This window comes from Gammaproteobacteria bacterium (assembly GCA_028817255.1).
GTDB classification, from domain to species: domain Bacteria; phylum Pseudomonadota; class Gammaproteobacteria; order Porifericomitales; family Porifericomitaceae; genus Porifericomes; species Porifericomes azotivorans.
Window position 1 is genome coordinate 1 of sequence record JAPPQA010000026.1, and the last position, 18,572, is coordinate 18,572.

At 65.8% G+C, this 18,572-nt stretch carries 14 protein-coding genes; 9 read left to right on the forward strand and 5 right to left on the reverse strand.

What is annotated here, in order from left to right; genetic code table 11:
• Nucleotides 1-46: 46 nt before the first annotated feature.
• Nucleotides 47-1,162, forward strand: coding sequence for a phosphoribosylformylglycinamidine cyclo-ligase (gene purM / locus OXU43_01090; protein ID MDD9823768.1), 1,116 nt, complete (start codon nt 47-49; stop codon nt 1,160-1,162).
• Here purM and OXU43_01095 read toward each other — a convergent pair.
• On the reverse strand, nt 1,095-1,877 hold the full coding sequence (locus OXU43_01095) for an RNA methyltransferase (GenBank protein ID MDD9823769.1): 783 nt from the start codon (nt 1,875-1,877) through the stop codon (nt 1,095-1,097). The genes purM and OXU43_01095 overlap by 68 nt on opposite strands.
• Before the next feature lie 62 nt (nt 1,878-1,939).
• Between OXU43_01095 and OXU43_01100 the strand changes: the two genes are divergently transcribed.
• Nucleotides 1,940-2,839 (forward strand): inositol monophosphatase family protein, encoded by a 900-nt coding sequence (locus OXU43_01100; protein ID MDD9823770.1) that lies wholly within the window; start codon nt 1,940-1,942, stop codon nt 2,837-2,839.
• Between the two features lie 82 nt (nt 2,840-2,921).
• Here OXU43_01100 and OXU43_01105 read toward each other — a convergent pair whose 3' ends face one another.
• From OXU43_01105 to OXU43_01115, 3 genes are all read right to left on the reverse strand, one after another.
• The gene (locus OXU43_01105) at nt 2,922-3,434 is read right to left on the reverse strand and encodes a pilin (GenBank protein MDD9823771.1); all 513 of its coding nucleotides are present in this window, start codon (nt 3,432-3,434) and stop codon (nt 2,922-2,924) included.
• Nucleotides 3,435-3,652: 218 nt separating this feature from the next.
• Nucleotides 3,653-4,990, reverse strand: a complete 1,338-nt coding sequence (locus OXU43_01110) for a sigma-54 dependent transcriptional regulator (GenBank protein ID MDD9823772.1) — start codon at nt 4,988-4,990, stop codon at nt 3,653-3,655.
• The gene (locus tag OXU43_01115; GenBank protein MDD9823773.1) at nt 4,987-6,636 is read right to left on the reverse strand and encodes an ATP-binding protein; all 1,650 of its coding nucleotides are present in this window, start codon (nt 6,634-6,636) and stop codon (nt 4,987-4,989) included. The genes OXU43_01110 and OXU43_01115 overlap by 4 nt, the downstream gene beginning before the upstream one ends.
• Before the next feature lie 354 nt (nt 6,637-6,990).
• On the opposite strand from OXU43_01115, the gene sucC reads away from it, so the two are divergent.
• From sucC to OXU43_01130, 3 genes are read left to right on the forward strand one after another with little or no spacing between them, the layout of a single operon-like run.
• Nucleotides 6,991-8,178: an ADP-forming succinate--CoA ligase subunit beta gene (gene sucC, locus OXU43_01120; GenBank protein MDD9823774.1), complete on the forward strand. Its 1,188-nt coding sequence runs from the start codon at nt 6,991-6,993 to the stop codon at nt 8,176-8,178.
• The gene (sucD, locus tag OXU43_01125; GenBank protein MDD9823775.1) at nt 8,159-9,031 is read left to right on the forward strand and encodes a succinate--CoA ligase subunit alpha; all 873 of its coding nucleotides are present in this window, start codon (nt 8,159-8,161) and stop codon (nt 9,029-9,031) included. Before sucC ends, sucD begins: the two co-directional genes overlap by 20 nt.
• A gap of 35 nt (nt 9,032-9,066) precedes the next feature.
• Nucleotides 9,067-10,764: an NAD+ synthase gene (locus OXU43_01130; GenBank protein ID MDD9823776.1), complete on the forward strand. Its 1,698-nt coding sequence runs from the start codon at nt 9,067-9,069 to the stop codon at nt 10,762-10,764.
• On the opposite strand, the gene OXU43_01135 is transcribed toward OXU43_01130, so the two are convergent.
• The gene (locus OXU43_01135; GenBank protein MDD9823777.1) at nt 10,765-11,538 is read right to left on the reverse strand and encodes an outer membrane protein assembly factor BamD; all 774 of its coding nucleotides are present in this window, start codon (nt 11,536-11,538) and stop codon (nt 10,765-10,767) included. It lies immediately after the preceding gene.
• Nucleotides 11,539-11,821: 283 nt separating this feature from the next.
• Between OXU43_01135 and rluD the strand changes: the two genes are divergently transcribed.
• The 4 genes from rluD to OXU43_01155 all read left to right on the forward strand — a co-directional run bounded on the left by rluD (nt 11,822) and on the right by OXU43_01155 (nt 18,555).
• On the forward strand, nt 11,822-12,757 hold the full coding sequence (gene rluD / locus OXU43_01140) for a 23S rRNA pseudouridine(1911/1915/1917) synthase RluD (protein ID MDD9823778.1): 936 nt from the start codon (nt 11,822-11,824) through the stop codon (nt 12,755-12,757).
• Between the two features lie 73 nt (nt 12,758-12,830).
• Nucleotides 12,831-15,470 (forward strand): ATP-dependent chaperone ClpB, encoded by a 2,640-nt coding sequence (clpB, locus tag OXU43_01145; GenBank protein ID MDD9823779.1) that lies wholly within the window; start codon nt 12,831-12,833, stop codon nt 15,468-15,470.
• Between the two features lie 139 nt (nt 15,471-15,609).
• Nucleotides 15,610-17,346, forward strand: a complete 1,737-nt coding sequence (gene pilB, locus OXU43_01150; protein ID MDD9823780.1) for a type IV-A pilus assembly ATPase PilB — start codon at nt 15,610-15,612, stop codon at nt 17,344-17,346.
• Nucleotides 17,347-17,355: 9 nt separating this feature from the next.
• Entirely contained in the window at nt 17,356-18,555 is a 1,200-nt protein-coding gene (locus tag OXU43_01155) for a type II secretion system F family protein (protein MDD9823781.1), read from the forward strand.
• The last annotated feature ends 17 nt before the right edge of the window (nt 18,556-18,572 follow it).

Consider the following 18,572-nt stretch of genomic DNA (forward strand, 5'->3'; position numbering starts at 1 on the left):
ATGGCCGCCTGGGCGCCTTCCTTGCATTCCGCTCGTATCTGATCCGATGGCCGCCGGGCGCGAGCGCTCCGGGCGCCTTTCCCCCTTAAGCTACCGGGATGCGGGCGTGGACCTCGCCGCGGGCGAGCGGCTGGCGGGTCGCGTCCGCGAGTTGGCCGTTGACACCCCCCGCCGCGGCGTGGTGGCGGGCGTAGGCGGATTCGGCGCGGTGTTCGATTTGGCGCCGCTGGGGCTGCGCGATCCGCTGCTGGTCTCGGCCACGGACGGGGTCGGCACCAAGCTGCAGCTGGCAGTGCGGGCCGGGGCCCTGGCCGGCGTTGGCATAGACTTGGTCGCCATGTGCGCCAACGACGTGCTGGCGCAGGGCGCCGCGCCGTTGTTCTTTCTGGATTACCTCGCTTGCGGCCGGCTGGACGTGGAGGAGGCGGCGCTGCTGGTGGCGGGCATCGCGAAAGGGTGCCGCATTGCCGGCGCGTCCCTGGTCGGCGGCGAGACCGCGGAGATGCCCGGCGCCTACGTGAAGGAGAAATACGATCTTGCCGGCTTTTGCGTGGGGGCCGTGGAGCGCGAGCGGCTGATTGACGGCGCCTCTATTCGGGAGGGCGACCTGCTCGTCGCGCTGCCCTCCAGCGGCGCCCATGCCAACGGTTACTCGCTGATTCGCAAGATTCTTGATGGAGACGAACAGACGCCTCCGCCGCCCGATACGCCGTTGCCGGAATTACTGGCCCCGACCCGCATCTACGTCCCGGCCGTCGTCGCCCTGTTGCAGGAGGTGCCGGTGCGGGGCATCGCCCACATCACCGGCGGGGGGCTGCCGGGAAACCTGGTTCGCATCCTGCCCGAAGGGCTGGGCGCCGTGGTGGACGAGGGCAGTTGGCGCTGGCCGGAGCTGTTCGAATGGTTGCAGGCTCAGGGCAAGATCGCGCGGGAGGAGATGTACCGGGTCTTCAATTGCGGCATCGGCATGGTGCTCTGCGTTGCCCCTGGCGATGAGAAACGGGCGCTGGACTGCCTGGCGGCGGCGGGGGAGCCCGGTTGCTGGGTCGCCGGTCGCGTGGAGCGGGTTGCGGCGGGCGCGGATCGGTTTCGTTTTATCCGGGGGGGGCGGGAGGCCGGCCCGGACGCTGCACCGCGCTCAGAAATCCCCTCAGAATGTTGAGTTCGTCGCGGTTGGGCAGCGCCCGGTTGAACAGCAGTCGCAGCCGCCGCATCGGGCTGGCGCGGCGCCTGGAGAGGAAGCCCGTATCCCTCATGCAGCGCTCCAGGTGTTCGTAGAACCGTATCATTTCCTCCGCGCTCGCCGGCGTCGCCGCAGTCCCGGGAAGGGGCGCCGCCTCCGGGGGCGGCGTCCGCTCGCCGGCCAGCCGCGCGAGCAGCAACTCGTAGCAGATCAGCTGCGCCGCCGCGGCCACGTTCAGGGAGCGGAAATCCGGGACGGTGGGGATGCATACCAGGCGGTGGCAATATTCCAGGTCCCGGTTGCCAAGCCCGCTCTGTTCGCCCCCGAAGACGAAGGCGGCCGCCGTGTCGCCATGCCCTGCGTGCCGCAGGGCCATCGCCGCCGCCTCGCGGGGCGTCAGCGTGGGCCAGGCCAGCCGCCGCCGCCGGGCGGTGGTGCCGAATACCAGCGAGCAGTCGCCGATCGCCTCCGGCAGCGAGCGGCAGACAGCGGCGCGGTCCAGGATGTCGTCCGCCCCGGCGGCCCGCGCCGTGGCCTCCGCGCAGGGGAAGTTTGCCGGCCGCACCAGGCGCAGCCGTTCCTGTCCCATGGCCTTCATGGCGCGGGCGGCGGCGCCTATATTGCCGGGGTGCGTGGTGTCCGCCAGGACGATGCGAATGGCGTCTTGCGGGGCGCCTTGCGGGTTCGGGGGCATGTGCTGCTGCGAGTCCTCCGCCGCCTAGGATACCATCCGCCGGGGCGCGGGTAGGGAAGGCCATGCAACCCATGTTGAACATCGCCGTGCAAGCGGCCCGCAACGCCGGCGATTTCCTGGTCCGGCGCCTGGACCGGGCGGCGCACCTGCATGTGCTGGACAAGGGGCCCAACGACTACGTCAGCGAGGCCGACCGCCGGGCCGAGGCGATCGTCCTCGCCGAGATTCGCAAGGCGTACCCGGGCCATGCGGTGTTGGCCGAAGAGTCCGGCGCTCAGGCCGGCAACGACTGCCAGTGGATCGTCGATCCCCTGGACGGCACCACCAATTTTCTGCACGGCTGCCCGCACTTCGCCGTGTCCGTCGCCGTGCGCCGCGGCACCCGCCTGTTGCATGCCGTGGTTTACGACCCCCTGCGCCAGGAGATGTACACGGCCAGCCGGGGAGAAGGCGCCTACCTCAACGAGCGGCGCATTCGGGTCAGCGGCCGCGCCGCCAGCGGCCCGAAGGGCCTGAAGCGCGCCCTGGTGGGCACCGGATTCCCCTTTCGCAACCCGGCCCGCCTGCCGGCCTATCTGGACGCCCTGGAGCGGGTCTGCCGGGCGGTCACGGACGTGCGGCGCATGGGTTCGGCCGCCCTGGACCTCGCCGCCGTAGCCTGCGGCCGGCTGGACGGCTTCTGGGAGAGCGATCTGCAGCTCTGGGACATCGCCGCCGGCGTGTTGCTGGTGGAGGAGGCCGGCGGGTTGGTTACCGATCTGGAGGGCGGCACTGGCCACTTGCGCTGCGGCCAGATCCTGGCCGGCAGTCCCTCCGTCCATGGCCAATTGCTGCGGCTGTTGGCGCCGTCGGGCGGCCGCCGTCCCGGCCCGCCTCGCCGCCCGGGCGGGGCTGGGGGAAAGGCGCCGCGGCCTGTTAAGAAAAGGCGCCCCGCCGGTTCCGGCGGGGCGCGCAAGCCTTAGGTTTCGCCAAAAAGGTTTCGCCAAAAAAAAACGCCCCACCGGGAGCCGGCGGGGCGCATATCCGCTAACGAACGTCGGGTCTTTACATGCCCGGCGGGTTGACGGGACCGGGAGACGCGGTACCCCGGCAGTTGGCCGGCAGATACTTCTGGGCCAAGCCGCCGCTAGGAGCTGAGCAGGTCCACGTGACGCCGCTCGAGCTACCCGTGGCCGCGTACTCTAGCGTCTGGCCCGCAGCGGTATCGCCGCCGATAGCCTGGTAGGCGATGGACACTGTCGCTGCCGTATTGCTGACTCGATTGTATGTGATGCCCTGTACGATATCCGTAGCGTAGGAGTTAGTGAGCCCCATACCGGCTTCCTGCTGGTCGGCTGGCATGAAGCCGCTCGAGATATATGCCTCGGCGATGCTGGCCTTGGCCGGCGCGAACAGGTTGATGCCCTCCGTAACCTTGGCCCGTATCGAGTTATCAATGAAGGCCGGGATGGCGATGGCGGACAGGATGCCGATGATGACGATCACCACCATCAGCTCGATCAGGGTGAAACCCTGCTGGATTTGCTTCTTCATCTTGCTTTCCCTCTGTGGAACCATATGGTTTTCGGCGCCTTTGCCGCGCCTTCGCCATTAAAAGTAGCAGGAACCGTGCCAGGGACGCAATTCCCTTTGTGGGAAGGCGCCTCGCACGGGCGCCGCCCGCTTCGGAGGGCGAATATCCAGGGCTTGCCGCGACCCAATGCGTCGAATTGTGACGTGTTGCGTCGCTATTCTCGGCGGGCGCGGCCTTCCCGCAAGACGGCGCCCGCGCGTCGCTATTCCAGGTTCAGCTTCTTCAGGCGGTAGCGCAGGGCGCGCAGGCTCAGCCCCAGGAGCTTGGCGGCCCGGGTCCGGTTCCAGCGGGTCTGTTGCAGGGCGGCGAGGATCTTCCCCTTGGCGACATCGTCCAGCTGGCGGTCCAGGCCGGCCCCGGGCGCCGGCGCCTCCTCCGGCGCGGCCTGCGGCGACGCGGCCGGCAGTCGCAGATGCTCGGGGGAGACCGTGCCGGAGTCGCACAGCGTCAGGGCCCGTTCCAGGATGTTCTCCAGTTCGCGCACGTTGCCGGGATAGTCGTAGCGCCGCAGCCGTTTCAGCGCGGCGGCGCTTAGCCGCGGCGGCGCGCGGTCGGCGCGGCGGGCCAGCCGTTGCAACACGGCTGCCGCCAGCGGCGGGATGTCTTCGCGGCGCTCGCGCAGGGGGGGCACATGCAGTGCGATCACCTGCACCCGGTAGTAGAGGTCGCGGCGGAAGCGTCCGGAGGCCACCAGCGGTTCCAGCGGCTGTTGCGCGGCGCTTAAGATGCGCACGTCCACGGGCCGTTCCCGTTCCGCGCCCACCGCCCGCACGCTGCGTTCCTGGATGGCGCGCAGCAACTTGACCTGGAAGGAAGCCGGCAGATCGGTGATCTCGTCAAGGAACAGGCTGCCCCCGTCGGCGGCCTGGAACAGGCCGTCGCGGTGTCCCGTGGCGCCGGTGAAGCTCCCCTTGCGATGCCCGAACAACTCGCTCTCCACCAGTTCGGCCGGGATCGCGGCGCAGTTGACCGGCACGAAGTGGCCGTTGCGTCGCGGCCCCTGCTCGTGGATGAGGCGCGCGACCAGTTCCTTGCCGGTGCCGGTCTCGCCGTGGATATAGACCGGCGCCTGGCCGCGCGCCAGGCGGGCGGTCTCCGCCAGGAGATGGCGGATGGCGGGGCTGTTGCCGACCAGCCGGGTGCGAGTTGCCGCGCTGTCCGCGGGCAGCTGCAGGGCGTTGCGGATCAGGGTGCGCAGTTGCGCCAGGTCAACCGGTTTGCCGATGAAATCGAAGGCGCCGGCCTTCAGCGCGCGCACGGCGCTTTCCACGTTGCCATGGGCGGTGATGACGATGATCGGGATTCCGGGGTGGCGCTTCTGCGCGAACTTCACCAGTTCGAGGCCGTCGCCGTCCGGGAGCCGCATGTCCGTGAGGCAGAGCCGGGGGGATTGCTCTTGCAGCGCCCGCTTCGCCCCGGCGATGTCCGGCGCCTCCAGTCCCGCCAGCTCCATGCGCCGCAACGTGAGCAGCAGCAATTCCCGGATGTCCCGTTCGTCGTCCACGACCAGGACTTGCGGGTTGGCGGCGGCGGGCTTCATACCGCGATGGCGCTGTCCGGCGGCTCGAAGCGGACCCGGAAGCAGCAGCCCCCGGTCGAATTGGCATGCAGGCCCAGGGCGGCGCGGTTTGCCTCGCACAGTTGACTGGCGACATACAGCCCCAGTCCCGAGCCGGCGGCCTCGGTGGTGAAAAAGGGTTCGAACAGCCGCTCGCGGTACTCTTCGCGAATCCCCCGGCCGCTGTCTATGACGTCTATGTACGGGGCGCGGCTGTCCGCCTCCGTGCCGCAGACCAGTTCCAGCAGCGGCTGTCGGCGGCTGTAGCGGAGCGCGTTTTCCCCCAGGTTCCACAACACCTGGTGGAGTTGGCTGGCGTCCGCGCTGACCGGGCCCGCCCGGCGCTCGATCCGAGTTGAGACATCGTCCGGGCGCAACGATTTCGTCTCCGCGAATTCCCTGGCGAATGCCGGCAGCCATTGGTCCATATGCAGCTCTTCCCGGTGCGCCGCTTGCCGGCCGAGCGTCATGACATTCTCCACGATGCCGTTCATGCGTCGCCCGTTGCGGGCGATGATCTGCACCAGGCGGCGCTCCTCCGCGGAGAGGGCGGCGGACTCGTGCAGCAGTTGGCCGGCATGGCTTATGGCGCCCAGAGGATTGCGTATCTCGTGGGAGATGCTGGCGGTCAGGCGGGCGAGAGAGGCGTTCTTCAGGGCTGTCGCCCGTTGCTGCACGGCGGCCGAGTCTTCCAGCACGATGAGCCAGCCCGGCGGCGCCTGGCCGTCTTCTTGCAGCGGGATGCCTTGCGCCTCCAGTTCCCCGAGGCGGGTGCGGAAGGGCGCCCGGCGCTCGCATTTCTGTGCCAGTATGGCCATGTCTTCGGACAGCTCGCCCAAGGCGCGGCCCTGCGGTTCCCGGGCCGCGTCGCCCAACAGGCGCATCGCCGAGCGGTTGCCGAATTGCACCCGCAGGCCGCCATCGAGGACCAGGACCCCGGTTTGCAGCATCCGCAGGATGCGCTCGTTCAGCTGGGCGAGGTCTTCCGCCTTGCGCCGTTCCCGTTCCGCCTGCGCCTCGCTGGTTGCCACCCGCCTGGCGCCGAAGGCGCCGGTGCCGGCGGCGGCGTAGAAGGCAAGGCAGAAGAGCCCCGTCTGCGGGAAGTTCGCCAGGCTGGGGGAATAGACGAGATAGGCGTACAGCTCCTGGTACAGGACCGCCATGGCGGCCAGGGAGGCGTACAGGAACACCGCGGGGTTGCCCGCCAGGATGCTGTTGCCGGCAATGCTGACCAGCAGCAACAGCTCGAAGCCGTTGCCCACGCCGCCGCTCGCGTACATCATCAGGGAGAGGGCGACGATGTCGGCGAGCGTCCCCAGGGTGAGTTGCGTCATGTAGGAGGGCCAGCGCAATTGCGCCAGGATGGCGCCCGGCAGGGAGCACAGGAGATAGCCGACGACCGTTGCCGGGAACAGGCCCCGGTGGGGCAGGTCGCCGGGGGACGGCAGCCAGTCGGCCAGGATCATGCCGAGGAACAGGAACGCGATCGCGTTGCGGTACAGGGAGAAGTACAGGAGACCGCGCCAGTTGGCGCGCGGGGGGCGGAGGTCGAAGATCGGCGCCCACCGGAAGGGCGGTCGTTCTTTCCGCTCAGCCCCGGCAGCGGTTACAGCGGAAATCCTCTCCATTCGTCTGCGCATCCTCCGTTTGCCGGGGGACGAAAGTCCCGCAGCGCGTGCATCGCCTCGTTGCGCGGGGCCGCGCTCCGCCCCGCCGAAGGCGGTCGCGGGCCGTCTCCAGGCCCCGTAACGCGCGGCGCAGAGCCAGTAGCAGGCACATCGCCAGCCCGGCGGCGATCAGCGCCAGCAACGCTATGCGTAGCATAGGGGCCTTGCCATTGAGCGATTCTCCGTTCGGCTGGTAGAATGAGGCGAGGCGCACGCGGTTTCTTTAGCAAGTATGCCATCGCCCGGCACGAACTTTCACGATATATCATAACACCGCGGGTAACACCGCGGAGAAACGGAGGGACGCGATTTTCCATGCATCTGCACGAATACCAGGCCAAGAAATTGCTGCAGGAGTACGGTATCCCGGTGCCGCCGGGCGAGCCCGCCTTTAGCGTGCGGGAGGCGTTGCGTTGCGCCGCCGAGCTGGGCGAGGGAGGGTGGATCGTCAAGGCGCAGGTGCACTCCGGCGGCCGCGGCAAGGCGGGCGGCGTTCAACGCGCCCGGGATTGGCAGGAGTTGGAGCGACAGGTGCGCGGCTTGCTGGGGACGCGGCTGATGACCCGGCAGTCGGCTCCGGAGGGCAAGCCGGTGCATTGCGTGCTGGTGCAGGCCGCCGTCGGCATCAAGCGCGAGTTATATTTGGCGCTGCTGGTGAACCGCAGCGACTGCCGGGTGGCGATCGTCGCCTCCGCCGCCGGCGGCATGGACATTGAGGAGATCGCGGAGCGGGAACCCGACAAGATTCACCGGCTGGCGATTGACCCGGTATTTGGTCTCGGCGCCTACCAGTGCCGGCAATTGGGTTTTCTGCTGGGGCTGGACGCCGGGCAACGGCGCCGGTTGACGGCGATCCTGCGCGATATGTACCGGTTGTTTGCGGACAAGGACCTGAGCCTGCTGGAGATCAATCCGCTGGTGATCGATGACCGCGGGGAACTCCTGGCCTTGGACGCCAAGATCAGCATAGACGACAACGCCCTGTTTCGGCAGGGAATCCTTGCGGAGTGGCGGGACCCGACGCAGACGGACGAGAAGGAGAGCATGGCCAAGCGCTTCGACCTCAATTATGTTGCCCTGGACGGGAATATCGGTTGCATGGTGAACGGCGCGGGCTTGGCGATGGCCACCATGGACATCATCCAGTTGCATGGCGGCAGGCCGGCGAATTTCCTCGACGTGGGCGGCGGCGCCACTACGGAGCGGGTGTCGGAGGCATTCAAGATCATTGTCAGCGACCCCCAGGTGCAGGCGATCCTGGTCAATATTTTCGGCGGCATCGTCCGTTGCGATCTGATTGCGGAGGGAGTGATTCAGGCGGTGCGCGAGGTGGGGGTGCGGGTGCCCGTGGTCGCCAGGCTTGAGGGGACGCAGGTGCGCAAGGGGCGGCAGCTCCTGACCGACAGCGGGCTGGCGATTACCCCCGCGGAGGACCTGGCGGATGCCGCGGTCAAGGCGGTGGCGGCTGCCGGAGAAGATACGGATGCCGATCCTGGTAGATAAGCACACGCGGCTTTTGTGCCAGGGCTTTACCGGCCGCCAGGGCAGTTTCCATTGCCGGCAGGCCATGGAATACGGTACGCGCCTGGTGGGCGGGGTGACTCCGGGGCGCGGCGGCGAGAGCCACCTGGACCTGCCTGTTTTCAACACGGTCGCCGAGGCCGTGCGCGAGACCGGCGCCGATGCCAGCATGATCTTCGTCCCGGCAGCCTTCGCCGCCGATGCCATCATGGAGGCGGCGGATGCGGGGATCGGCATGATCGCCTGCATTACCGAGGGGATCCCGGTGCTGGATATGGTGCGGGTGCGCGCGGCGCTGACACCTTGTTCCGCGGTCCGCTTGATCGGGCCGAACTGCCCGGGAGTGATTACCCCCGGGCAATGCAAGATGGGAATCATGCCCGGGGGCATTCACCGGCCCGGATGCGTAGGCATCGTTTCCCGCTCCGGCACCCTGACCTACGAGGCGGTGCATCAGACCAGCGGCAACGGGCTGGGCCAGAGCACCTGTGTGGGGATCGGCGGGGACCCGATCCACGGGATGGGTTTCGTGGATTGCCTGCGGCTGTTCGAGGAGGACGAGCAGACCCGGGGAGTTATCCTGGTCGGGGAGATCGGCGGTACGGCCGAGGAAGAGGCCGCCGAGTTCATCGCGGCGGAGATCAGCAAGCCGGTAGCGGCTTATATCGCCGGCGTCACCGCGCCGCCGGGTCGGCGCATGGGCCATGCCGGCGCCATCGTTTCGGGAGGGACGGGCGCCGCGGAGCAGAAATACCGCGCCCTGGAGAAGGCGGGCGTCGCCACGGTTCGTTCCCCGGCCGAGTTGGGCGATGCCATGGCGAAGTTGCTGCAATAGCCGCCGCCATCGGCCGCGGTTCCGGGTAGGGTTGCATGTCCGCCCCCGTGTTGCGCATCGTCCTTGCCCAGCGGAACTTTACGGTCGGCGACATCGCCGGCAACGCGGAGCGCATCGTCGCGTCTTCGGAGGCCGCCCGGGACGAGCACCGCGCCGATCTCGTCCTGTTCCCCGAGTGCAGCCTCACCGGCTACCCTCTGGACGACCTGCTCTACAGGCCGGATCTGCACCGCCAAGTCGAAGACGGCCTGGCGCGCATCGCGCAACGGGTGCACGGCATCCATATGCTGATCGGCCATCCCCGCCGGGAGGAAGGGGCGTTGTACAACGCCTGTACCTTGCTTAGGGACGGCGAGCGGCGCCTGACCTACTGCAAGCGCAATCTGCCGAATTACGGCGTATTCGACGAAAAAAGACATTTTACCCCCGGTGACCGGGTGCATCTGGCGCACATCAACGGGGTGCGGATCGCTCCCACGATCTGCGAAGACATCTGGCACCAGGAGCCGGCGCGGCGCATCCGCGCGGCGGGCACGGAGCTGCTGGTCAATATGAACGCCTCTCCTTTCGATATCGGCAAGCCGGAAGAACGGCGGCGGGTGTTGCGGGACCGGGTTCGGGAAACGGGGCTGCCCATCCTCTATGCCAACCTGGTCGGCGGCCAGGATGGCCTGGTGTTCGATGGCGGCTCCATGGCCGTGGATGGGAACGGCAGCATCCTCTTGCAGGCGCCTTTGTTCCGCGAGGGGCTGTACTTGCTGGAGTGCCGCCGCGGGGCGGGGGGAGGGCGCCTGGAGTTGCGCGCTTCCGTGACCACGCCGCTCCCGGAGCCTGTGGAGCGCGTTTACCGGGCATTGGTCATGGGGGTCGGGGATTACGTGCGCAAGAACGATTTCGCGGGCGCGCTGGTCGGCGTGTCCGGGGGCATAGACTCGGCCCTGACCTTGTGCATTGCCGTAGATGCCCTCGGTTCTGACAGCGTCGAGGCCCTGCTCCTGCCCTCTCGACATACGGCCGCAATGAGCGTCGAGGATGCCAGTGAATTAGCGAAGCGGTTGGGGGCGCCGTACCGCATCCTGTCTATTGAGCGGACCTGCCCTGCCGTTCTGGAGACCCTGGGCGATGATGCCTTCCCTGCCGGCACGGGAGATACGGAAGATACGGTGGCGGAGAACGTGCAGGCGCGGTGCCGCGGCGTATTGCTGATGGCCGTGTCCAACCGGAGTGGGAAGTTGGTGTTGGCGACCGGCAACAAGAGCGAGGCGGCGGTAGGCTATACGACCTTGTATGGAGATACGGTGGGCGGTTTTGCCCCGCTGAAAGATATCTACAAAACCCGCGTGTACGAACTTGCCCGCTGGCGCAACCGCCAGGGGCGGGTCATTCCCGACCGCATCCTGGAGCGGCCGCCAAGTGCGGAGTTGCGGCCGAACCAAACGGACCAGGACTCTCTGCCCCCTTACGCGACGCTGGACCCGATCCTGGAGCGCTATATTGAACGGGACCAGAGTCCGGCGGAGATCGTCCGTGCCGGCTTCGATGCCGCCACCGTGCTGCAGGTGGCCGCACTGGTTGGCCACAGCGAGCACAAGAGGCGCCAGATGCCGCCCGGGGTGCGTATCGGCAAGCGCTGCTTCGACCGGGACCGGCGCTACCCGATCTGCTCGCGTTACCGGGAAGGCGGCCCCTCCGAGCCCCCCTCCGAACCCCCTGGACATTCGGGCGCTGCCTGACTACTTGATCCGGATCCGCTCGATCTCGGCAATCTCCTTGGACTGGGGGTAGTTCAGCCGCAATACGCGCAAAGCGTCGCGCGACAGTTCCTCCAGTTCCAGAACCTTGTAGGCCCGGGCCATGATCGCCAGCGCCATGGGCGTCGAAGGCGTGCGCGGGTAATGCTGTACCACGTATTGGGCGCGATTGGCGGCTGCCAGGTAGGCGCCGCGATTCAGGTAATAGTTGGCCACGCTGATCTCGTGCTTGGCCAGGATATTGCGCAGATAAACCATGCGCTGCCCGGCATCCGGGGCATACTTGCTGTCTGGGAATTTGCGCCGCAACTCCGCGAAGTACTCGAAAGCCTGTAGTTTGGAGGCCGGGTCTCTTTGCGAGGCGTCGAGGCGGAGATAGCGATCCGCCAGGCCGCCGCCCCGGTAGAAATTCGCCAGACCGCGCAGGTAGTATGCGTAATCCACGTGCGGATGCTGGGGATAGCGCTTGATGAACCGGTCGCAGGTATCGATCGCGTTGTCCGATTCTTCGCTCTTGTAGTAGAGATAGGCCAGGTCCAGGAGGGCTTGTTGGCCGTATGCGCCGAACGGAGAGCGGCTTTCCAGGGCCGTGTACATTTCCTTCGCTTGTTCATAGTTGCCGCTCTGCAGGGCGCCCTTGGCCTCTGCGTAAAGCCGTTCCGCGGGCCAGTCCGCGAAGGCGTTTTTGCCGGAGGAGCCGCATGCCGTCAGGAGGCAGGGCAACAACAAACAGGCGACGCTCCGGAGCATGGTCATCGCAGGCATGATCATGGAAGATTAGAGCAGGGAGGCGCCCTACCGCAAGTCCGCGTCCCTTTACTGTCGGCGCCATACGGAATTCGCCGATGCAAATATGGCGTATGCAAGCAGGGACGCACAAGCCGTTACGCAAAGGAGCGCGAAGCGCGCGCTTGCTATGCGGGATTCCGGCTTTCGCCGGAATGACGAGGTAAAGGGCGGGAATGACGAGGTGGGGCATGGGAATGGGAGGCCGGCGCACTGGCCCCCGGCATTGCGGTAGCATAACCTTGTCTGCGGTATGGAAGCAGGCAAATTGTCTTTGCGCATTTCTTCGGATTGCGCGGGTCGTCGCTTGGATCAGGCTTTGGCGCAGCTCCTGCCGCAGTATTCGCGCTCCCGGATACAGCAGTGGATTCGCGGCGATGCCGTCCGGGTCGAGGGGCGCGCGGCACCGGCGCGCCATCCGGTTTGCGGCGGGGAGCGGGTCGAGATCCGCATCCCCCGGGAAGGGTCCGACGGGCACTGGCAGGCCGAGGCGATCCCGCTGGCGATCCTTTACGAGGACGAGGAACTCCTGATCGTGGATAAGCCTCCCGGACTGGTCGTGCATCCGGGGGCCGGCAACCGCGAGCATACGCTGCTGAACGCTTTGCTGTACCGTTTCCCAGGCCTGACCGCGGTCCCGCGGGCGGGCATCGTGCATCGTCTGGACAAGGACACTTCCGGCCTGATGGTCGTGGCCAGGACCGGCGCCGCCCATGTTTCCCTGGTCGGGCAGCTCAAGGAACGTTCTGTCCGAAGGGAATATCGGGCTCTCGTAGCAGGGCGCGTCTCTCACGGCGGGCAGGTAGAGTTGCCGATAGGGCGCCACCCCCGCCGCCGCACGCGGATGGCAGTCGTGGCGGCCGGGCGGCCGGCGCTTACCCGCTATCGGGTGCTCGAAAGGTTCCCGGGCTATAGCTGGCTGTCGCTGCGCCTGGAGACCGGCAGGACGCACCAGATTCGAGTGCACATGGCCCATCTGGGGCATCCGGTGGCGGGCGACCCCCTGTATGGCCGGCGCCCGGTCGCGGCGGCGCCCCTTCTGCCCAGGCAGGCCCTGCATGCCCGCGCGCTCGCTTTGACCCATCCGCGGTCGGGTAAGCGCATGCGCTGGGAGGCGCCGTTGCCCGCCGATATGGCGCGGCTGTTGGCCGATTTGCGCAAAGACGCCGGCAGTGATGCTGGCGCTTGAGTTTCGCGGGACGGCGCGGCCCCGCTTGAATCCTGGGATTGCGGCGGCATATTGACCTGTAAGGAGCGACCCGATGCACCCGGAGCAATTTACCCATACGTTGCAACAGCTCCTGGCGGAGGCCAGGGAGCTGGCCCTGGGCCGTGCCCACCAGGTCCTGGAACCGGAGCACTTATTGGCTGCCATGCTGGCCCGGGAGGAGGGCGAGGCGCGGCGATTGCTGGCGGCAGCGGGAACGGATCTGGTCCGCTTGCGGCAGAACCTGGCCCGGAGGCTGGACGGGATGCCGCGGGCGGCCGGCGCGCAAAAGGACGACTGCCGTTTGTCCGGGCGGCTGGGGCAGCTGTTGGACGCCGGCGAAACGCTGGCGCGGCAACGCGGGGATCGCTACATCTCCAGCGAGCTGGTTCTGTTGGCCATGATGCGGGAGTGCGCGCAACTCGCGGAGCCGCTGCGGGAATGCGGGGCTCAGGCGTCCCGCCTCGAAGAGGCTATCGAACGGTCCCGGGATGGGCGCTCGGTTGACGATCCGGGTGCGGAAGAACAGCGCCAGGCCCTGGAGAAATACACCGTTGACCTGACGGCGCGTGCCGAGCGCGGGGATCTGGACCCCGTGATCGGGCGGGACGAGGAGATTCGGCGCGCCATCCAGGTGTTGCAGAGGCGCACCAAGAATAACCCGGTGCTGATCGGCGATCCGGGAATTGGCAAGACGGCCATTGTAGAGGGACTGGCGCAGCGCATTGTGGACGGCGAGGTGCCGGAATTGCTGAAGGACAAGCGTATCCTGGCATTGGACTTGGGGGCGCTGGTCGCCGGCGCCCGGTTTCGCGGCGACTTCGAGGAGCGCCTGAAGGCCGTATTACGGGATATCTCCCGGGCAAAGGGCAGGATCGTCCTGTTTATAGACGAGATGCACACGGTCGTAGGCGCGGGCAATGCGGAAGGGGCCATGGATGCGGGGAATATGCTGAAACCCGCCCTCGCGCGCGGCGAATTGCATTGCCTGGGCGCCACTACCCTGGACGAGTATCGCCGACATATCGAGCGGGATGCGGCACTGGAGCGCCGGTTTCAGAAGATCCTGACCGGCGAGCCTACGGTGGAAGATACCGTGGCCATTCTGCGCGGCCTCAAGGAGCGTTACGAACTGCATCACCGGGTGCGGATCGCGGATCCGGCCCTCGTCGCCGCCGCCGCCTTGTCGCACCGCTACATCGCCGACCGCCGCCTTCCGGACAAGGCGATCGATCTCGTGGACGAGGCCGCAAGCAGGATCAGCATAGAGATTGCGAGCAAACCGGAGGCGCTGGATCGTCTGGACCGGCGCCTGGTCCAGTTGCGGATCGAGCGCGAGGCCCTGCGCAAGGACCTGGACCGCGCTTCCCGGGAACGGTTTCAAGAACTGCGGAAGCGGATCGAAGGCCTGGACCAGGAGCGCAAGAATTTGGAACGGGTCTGGAAGGCGGAGAAAGCCGAGTTGCAGGGCGCTCATCGTTTTCAGGAGCGGTTGGACCGGGCCCGGCGGGAGTTGGAAACCGCCCGCCGCGCCGGGGACCTGAATCGGATGGCCGAGCTGCAATACGGCCATATTCCGGAGTTGGAGGCCAGTCTCCGGCGGGCCTCCGAGAACGGCTCCCGGAAACTGCGCCTGCTGCGGAACAAGGTCACGGAAAACGAGATTGCCGAGGTGGTCTCCCGGTGGACGGGCATCCCCGCCAGCAGGATGTTGCGGGGCGAGAAAGCTAAGCTGCTGCGGATGGAACAGGCGTTGCGCCGGCGGGTTGTGGGACAGGATCATGCGCTCTCCGCTATGGCGGACGCTGTCCGGCGCTCCCGTGCCGGCCTTTCCGACCCGGCCCGTCCCATCGCTTCTTTCCTGTTTCTGGGGCCGACCGGCGTCGGCAAGACCGAACTTTGCCGGGCGCTGGCCGAGTTCCTGTTTGCCAGTGAAGACGCGACGGTGCGAATAGACATGTCGGAATACATGGAGCGGCATGCGGCGGCCAGGTTCGTCGGGGCGCCGCCCGGTTACGTGGGCCACGAGGAGGGCGGCCAGTTAACCGAGGCGGTCCGACGTCGGCCCTACAGCGTGGTCCTGTTCGACGAGATCGAAAAGGCGCATCCCGACATCGCTCATATCCTGTTGCAGGTGCTGGACGACGGCCGCCTTACCGACGGCCAGGGCCGCACCGTGAATTTCCGCAACACGGTGATCGTAATGACTTCTAACCTGGGTTCCGAGCGCATCCGCGAGCTGGCGGCGCGGCAGGCGGTGGAACCCATGGCGATCCGGGAGGCTGTCCTGGAGGCCGCGGGAGAGCGTTTCCGGCCCGAATTTATCAACCGGGTGGACGAGATAGTGGTTTTTCGCCCGTTGCGGCAGGAGCATATCCGCGTGATCGCCCGCATCCAGCTGGACCGGGTGCGGGAACGGTTGGAGGTACAGGGGATTCGCCTGCAAGTGTCGGATGCGGCTGTGGACTGGCTGGGCCATAGCGGATACGATTCCGCCTACGGCGCCCGGCCCTTGAAACGTGCCGTGCAACGCCACCTGCTTGGCCCTCTGTCGCGCGCGCTGTTGGCCGACCGCTTCGCGACTGGCGATACGGTGGCCGTCGAGGTGGAGGGCGAGGCCTTGAAATTCGACAGGATCGCGGGAGGCGGCGAGAAACCGGGTCTCCCCGCCGTTGCGACCGGTTCCGAGAGTTGACGCCCCGGTCCGGTGGCGGGCGGGTTGGGCGCGGGGGGAATATGCCCGCGGCGGGCCGGCGTCCGTTGCTGGCATTTGCCGCGGTTTTGCGATAGATTATAGGGGACAGGTCTTTAGCAGCGATCCAGGGAGCTTTGAATTGGCCGTATCCGCAAACAAGATTCAATTGACCGGACTTGCCCGGAAGCTTGTGGCCCACAAGATTCTGGAGGAGGGCGCGGCCGGAGAGGCGCTTCAGGCCGCCGCCAGGAAGAACATATCCCTGGTAGTGCATCTGGTGAAGAATAAGCTGGCGCCCGCCAATCGGATCGCGATGGTTGCCGCCGCGGAATTCGGGTTCCCGCTGATTGACGCCAGCGCCATTGAAGTGGATGCCGACCTCGTCAAGCAGATCAAGATGGACATCATGCAAAAACGCCGCGTCTTTCCCCTGTACCGGCGGGGAAGGAAGATATTCGTGGCCCTCTCCGACCCGATGAATCTGCAAGTCCTGGACGAGGTAAAGTTTGCCACCGGCTGCCAGGTCGAGGTGGTTCTGGTGGAGGAGGACAAACTGTCCGCGGCCATTGAGAGTGCGGCGGAGGCGATGGACACGTCTCTCTCCGATATGACCGAGGGAGACGATTTCGAAGATCTGGACAATTTGCAGACGGTTGACGAATCCGCCGAAGCCGAGGGAGACGATGCCGCCGCCAGCGACGTGGAAGATGCCCCGGTGGTGCGCTTTGTCAACAAGGTGCTGCTGGACGCAATCAAGAAAGGGGCGTCGGACCTGCATTTCGAACCTTACGAAAAGTTCTACCGGGTGCGGTTTCGCGTTGACGGAATGTTGCAGGAGATCGTCAAGCCGCCGCAGATCCTGGCCAAGAAGATCTCTGCCCGCATCAAAGTCATGTCGCGCCTGGATGTATCCGAGAGACGGGTGCCCCAGGATGGGCGCATCAAGCTGAAGCTCTCCAAGAGCAAGGCGATAGACTTTCGCGTGAGCACCTGCCCGACACTGTTTGGGGAGAAATGTTGTATGCGTATCCTGGATTCCGATGCCGCGAAACTGCAGATCGACCAGTTGGGCTATGAGGATTTCCAGAAGGAGTTGTTCCTGAACAACTTGCACAAGCCTTACGGCATGTTCCTGGTCACCGGGCCGACGGGGAGCGGCAAGACCGTCTCCCTCTACACGGGGATCAATATCATCAACAAGGAGGAGGTCAACATCTCGACGGCGGAGGACCCGGTCGAGATCAACCTGCCCGGGATCAACCAGGTGCAAGTTGACGAACGCACGGGCATGTCTTTCGGCAAGGCGCTCAAGTCTTTCCTCCGCCAGGACCCGGATATTATCCTGGTGGGCGAGATTCGCGACCTGGAGACCGGTTCCATCGCGGTCAAGGCGGCACAGACGGGCCACATGGTCATGTCCACCTTGCATACCAACGATTGTCCGCAGACCCTGACCCGGTTGCAGGACATGGGTATTCCTGCATTTGCGGTCGCCACCAGCATCAATATCATCACGGCGCAACGGCTGGGGCGGCGCCTGCACTCGGAATACCGGAAGTCCATTTCCCTGCCCAAAGAGGCGCTGCTGAAAGAGGGCTTTACCGAGGAGGATGTCGCGGAAAATTTCGAGCTGTACGAGCCGGCTGACGAGTGCGGCGAAGACTGTCCCACCGGCTACAAGGGCCGGGTGGGGATCTACCAGGTCATGCCGGTCTCCGAAGAGTTGAGGCGTTTGATCATTGAGCAGGCGAACGCCGTCAAGCTGGCCCAGCAGGCGGAAGCGGAGGGGATATGGGATATCCGCCGCGCCGGGTTGATGAAGGCGAAGGCCGGCTTTACCAGCCTGACGGAAATCAATCGGGTGACGGTCGAATAAACCGGGGCGATGGCGGAAGTAGCTACATTTCTCTGGGAGGGGAGGGACCGGCAGGGAAGGCGCCAAAAGGGCGAAAGGAGCGCCGCCAGCGCGGCCCAGATCAAGGCCGCGTTGATCAAGGAGGGCATACGCCCGACCCACATCAAGAAAAGGACTCTGAAGCTCGGCCAGGGCAAAATCGAGCCCCGCGATATCATGGTGTTCACGCGGCAGATGGCCACCATGATGTCGGCAGGGGTCCCCATGGTCCAGTCGCTGGAGATTATCGGCAATGGACACGATAACCAGGCAGTGAAGGCGATGGTCCTGGCGATCAAGGGGGATATTGAGGCGGGAGGGACCATGGCCTCGGCGCTGGCCAAGCATCCCAAGCACTTCGACCCTCTTTCCGTCAATCTGATTGCAGCCGGCGAGCAATCGGGCGCGATGGAGACCATGTTGCACAACCTTGCCACCTATAAGGAAAAGACCGAGTCTTTAAAGGCCAAGATCAAGAAGGCGATGTACTACCCCGTCGCCGTCGTCATTGTCGCCCTCATCGTTTCGACAATCCTGCTGGTGTTCGTAGTGCCCCAGTTCGCGACCATCTTCGAGAGTCTTGGCGCGGATTTGCCTGCCCTGACCAAGGTCATCGTCGATCTCTCCGATTTCCTGATCGCGAACCTGTTTTATGTCATCGTCGGAGGGGGGGCTATCGTCTATGGATTCTTGCAACTCAAGCGGCGCAACAAGACCTTTGCCTTCATGCTGGATCGGTATTCCCTGAAGATACCGATCGTGGGGGAGATCCTGGACAAGTCGGTCGTTGCCCGCTTCTCCCGCACCATGGCCATTATGTTCAGCGCCGGCACCCCGCTGGTCGAGGCCATGGTGTCGGTGGCCGGGGCGTGCGGGAATCTACTCTACCATGATGCGGTGATGAAGATGCGGGATGAAGTGGCGACGGGCACCCAGTTGCAGGTTGCCATGACCAATACGCAGATTTTCCCTAATATGGTGGTGCAGATGGTGGCTATTGGAGAAGAGTCCGGCGCTCTCGACGATATGTTGAGCAAGGTGGCGGATACCTACGAGGAAGATGTGGACAACATGGTCGAGTCGTTGAGCAGTTTGATGGAGCCAATCATCATTGTTTTTCTGGGCGGGATTATCGGCACTTTGGTGGTGGCTATGTATCTGCCGATCTTCAAGATCTCGGAAGCGATCTAAGCTTTCGTATCCCCGCC

What these genes read in the sequence shown, in the direction of transcription:
- purM (MDD9823768.1), top strand. Translation starts at nt 47, where the DNA reads ATGGCCGCCGGGCGCGAGCGCTCCGGGCGCCTTTCCCCCTTAAGCTAC.
- OXU43_01095 (MDD9823769.1), bottom strand. Translation starts at nt 1,877, where the DNA reads ATGCCCCCGAACCCGCAAGGCGCCCCGCAAGACGCCATTCGCATCGTC.
- OXU43_01100 (MDD9823770.1), top strand. Translation starts at nt 1,940, where the DNA reads ATGCAACCCATGTTGAACATCGCCGTGCAAGCGGCCCGCAACGCCGGC.
- OXU43_01105 (MDD9823771.1), bottom strand. Translation starts at nt 3,434, where the DNA reads ATGGTTCCACAGAGGGAAAGCAAGATGAAGAAGCAAATCCAGCAGGGT.
- OXU43_01110 (MDD9823772.1), bottom strand. Translation starts at nt 4,990, where the DNA reads ATGAAGCCCGCCGCCGCCAACCCGCAAGTCCTGGTCGTGGACGACGAA.
- OXU43_01115 (MDD9823773.1), bottom strand. Translation starts at nt 6,636, where the DNA reads ATGGAGAGGATTTCCGCTGTAACCGCTGCCGGGGCTGAGCGGAAAGAA.
- sucC (MDD9823774.1), top strand. Translation starts at nt 6,991, where the DNA reads ATGCATCTGCACGAATACCAGGCCAAGAAATTGCTGCAGGAGTACGGT.
- sucD (MDD9823775.1), top strand. Translation starts at nt 8,159, where the DNA reads ATGCCGATCCTGGTAGATAAGCACACGCGGCTTTTGTGCCAGGGCTTT.
- OXU43_01130 (MDD9823776.1), top strand. Translation starts at nt 9,067, where the DNA reads ATGTCCGCCCCCGTGTTGCGCATCGTCCTTGCCCAGCGGAACTTTACG.
- OXU43_01135 (MDD9823777.1), bottom strand. Translation starts at nt 11,538, where the DNA reads ATGACCATGCTCCGGAGCGTCGCCTGTTTGTTGTTGCCCTGCCTCCTG.
- rluD (MDD9823778.1), top strand. Translation starts at nt 11,822, where the DNA reads ATGGAAGCAGGCAAATTGTCTTTGCGCATTTCTTCGGATTGCGCGGGT.
- clpB (MDD9823779.1), top strand. Translation starts at nt 12,831, where the DNA reads ATGCACCCGGAGCAATTTACCCATACGTTGCAACAGCTCCTGGCGGAG.
- OXU43_01155 (MDD9823781.1), top strand. Translation starts at nt 17,356, where the DNA reads ATGGCGGAAGTAGCTACATTTCTCTGGGAGGGGAGGGACCGGCAGGGA.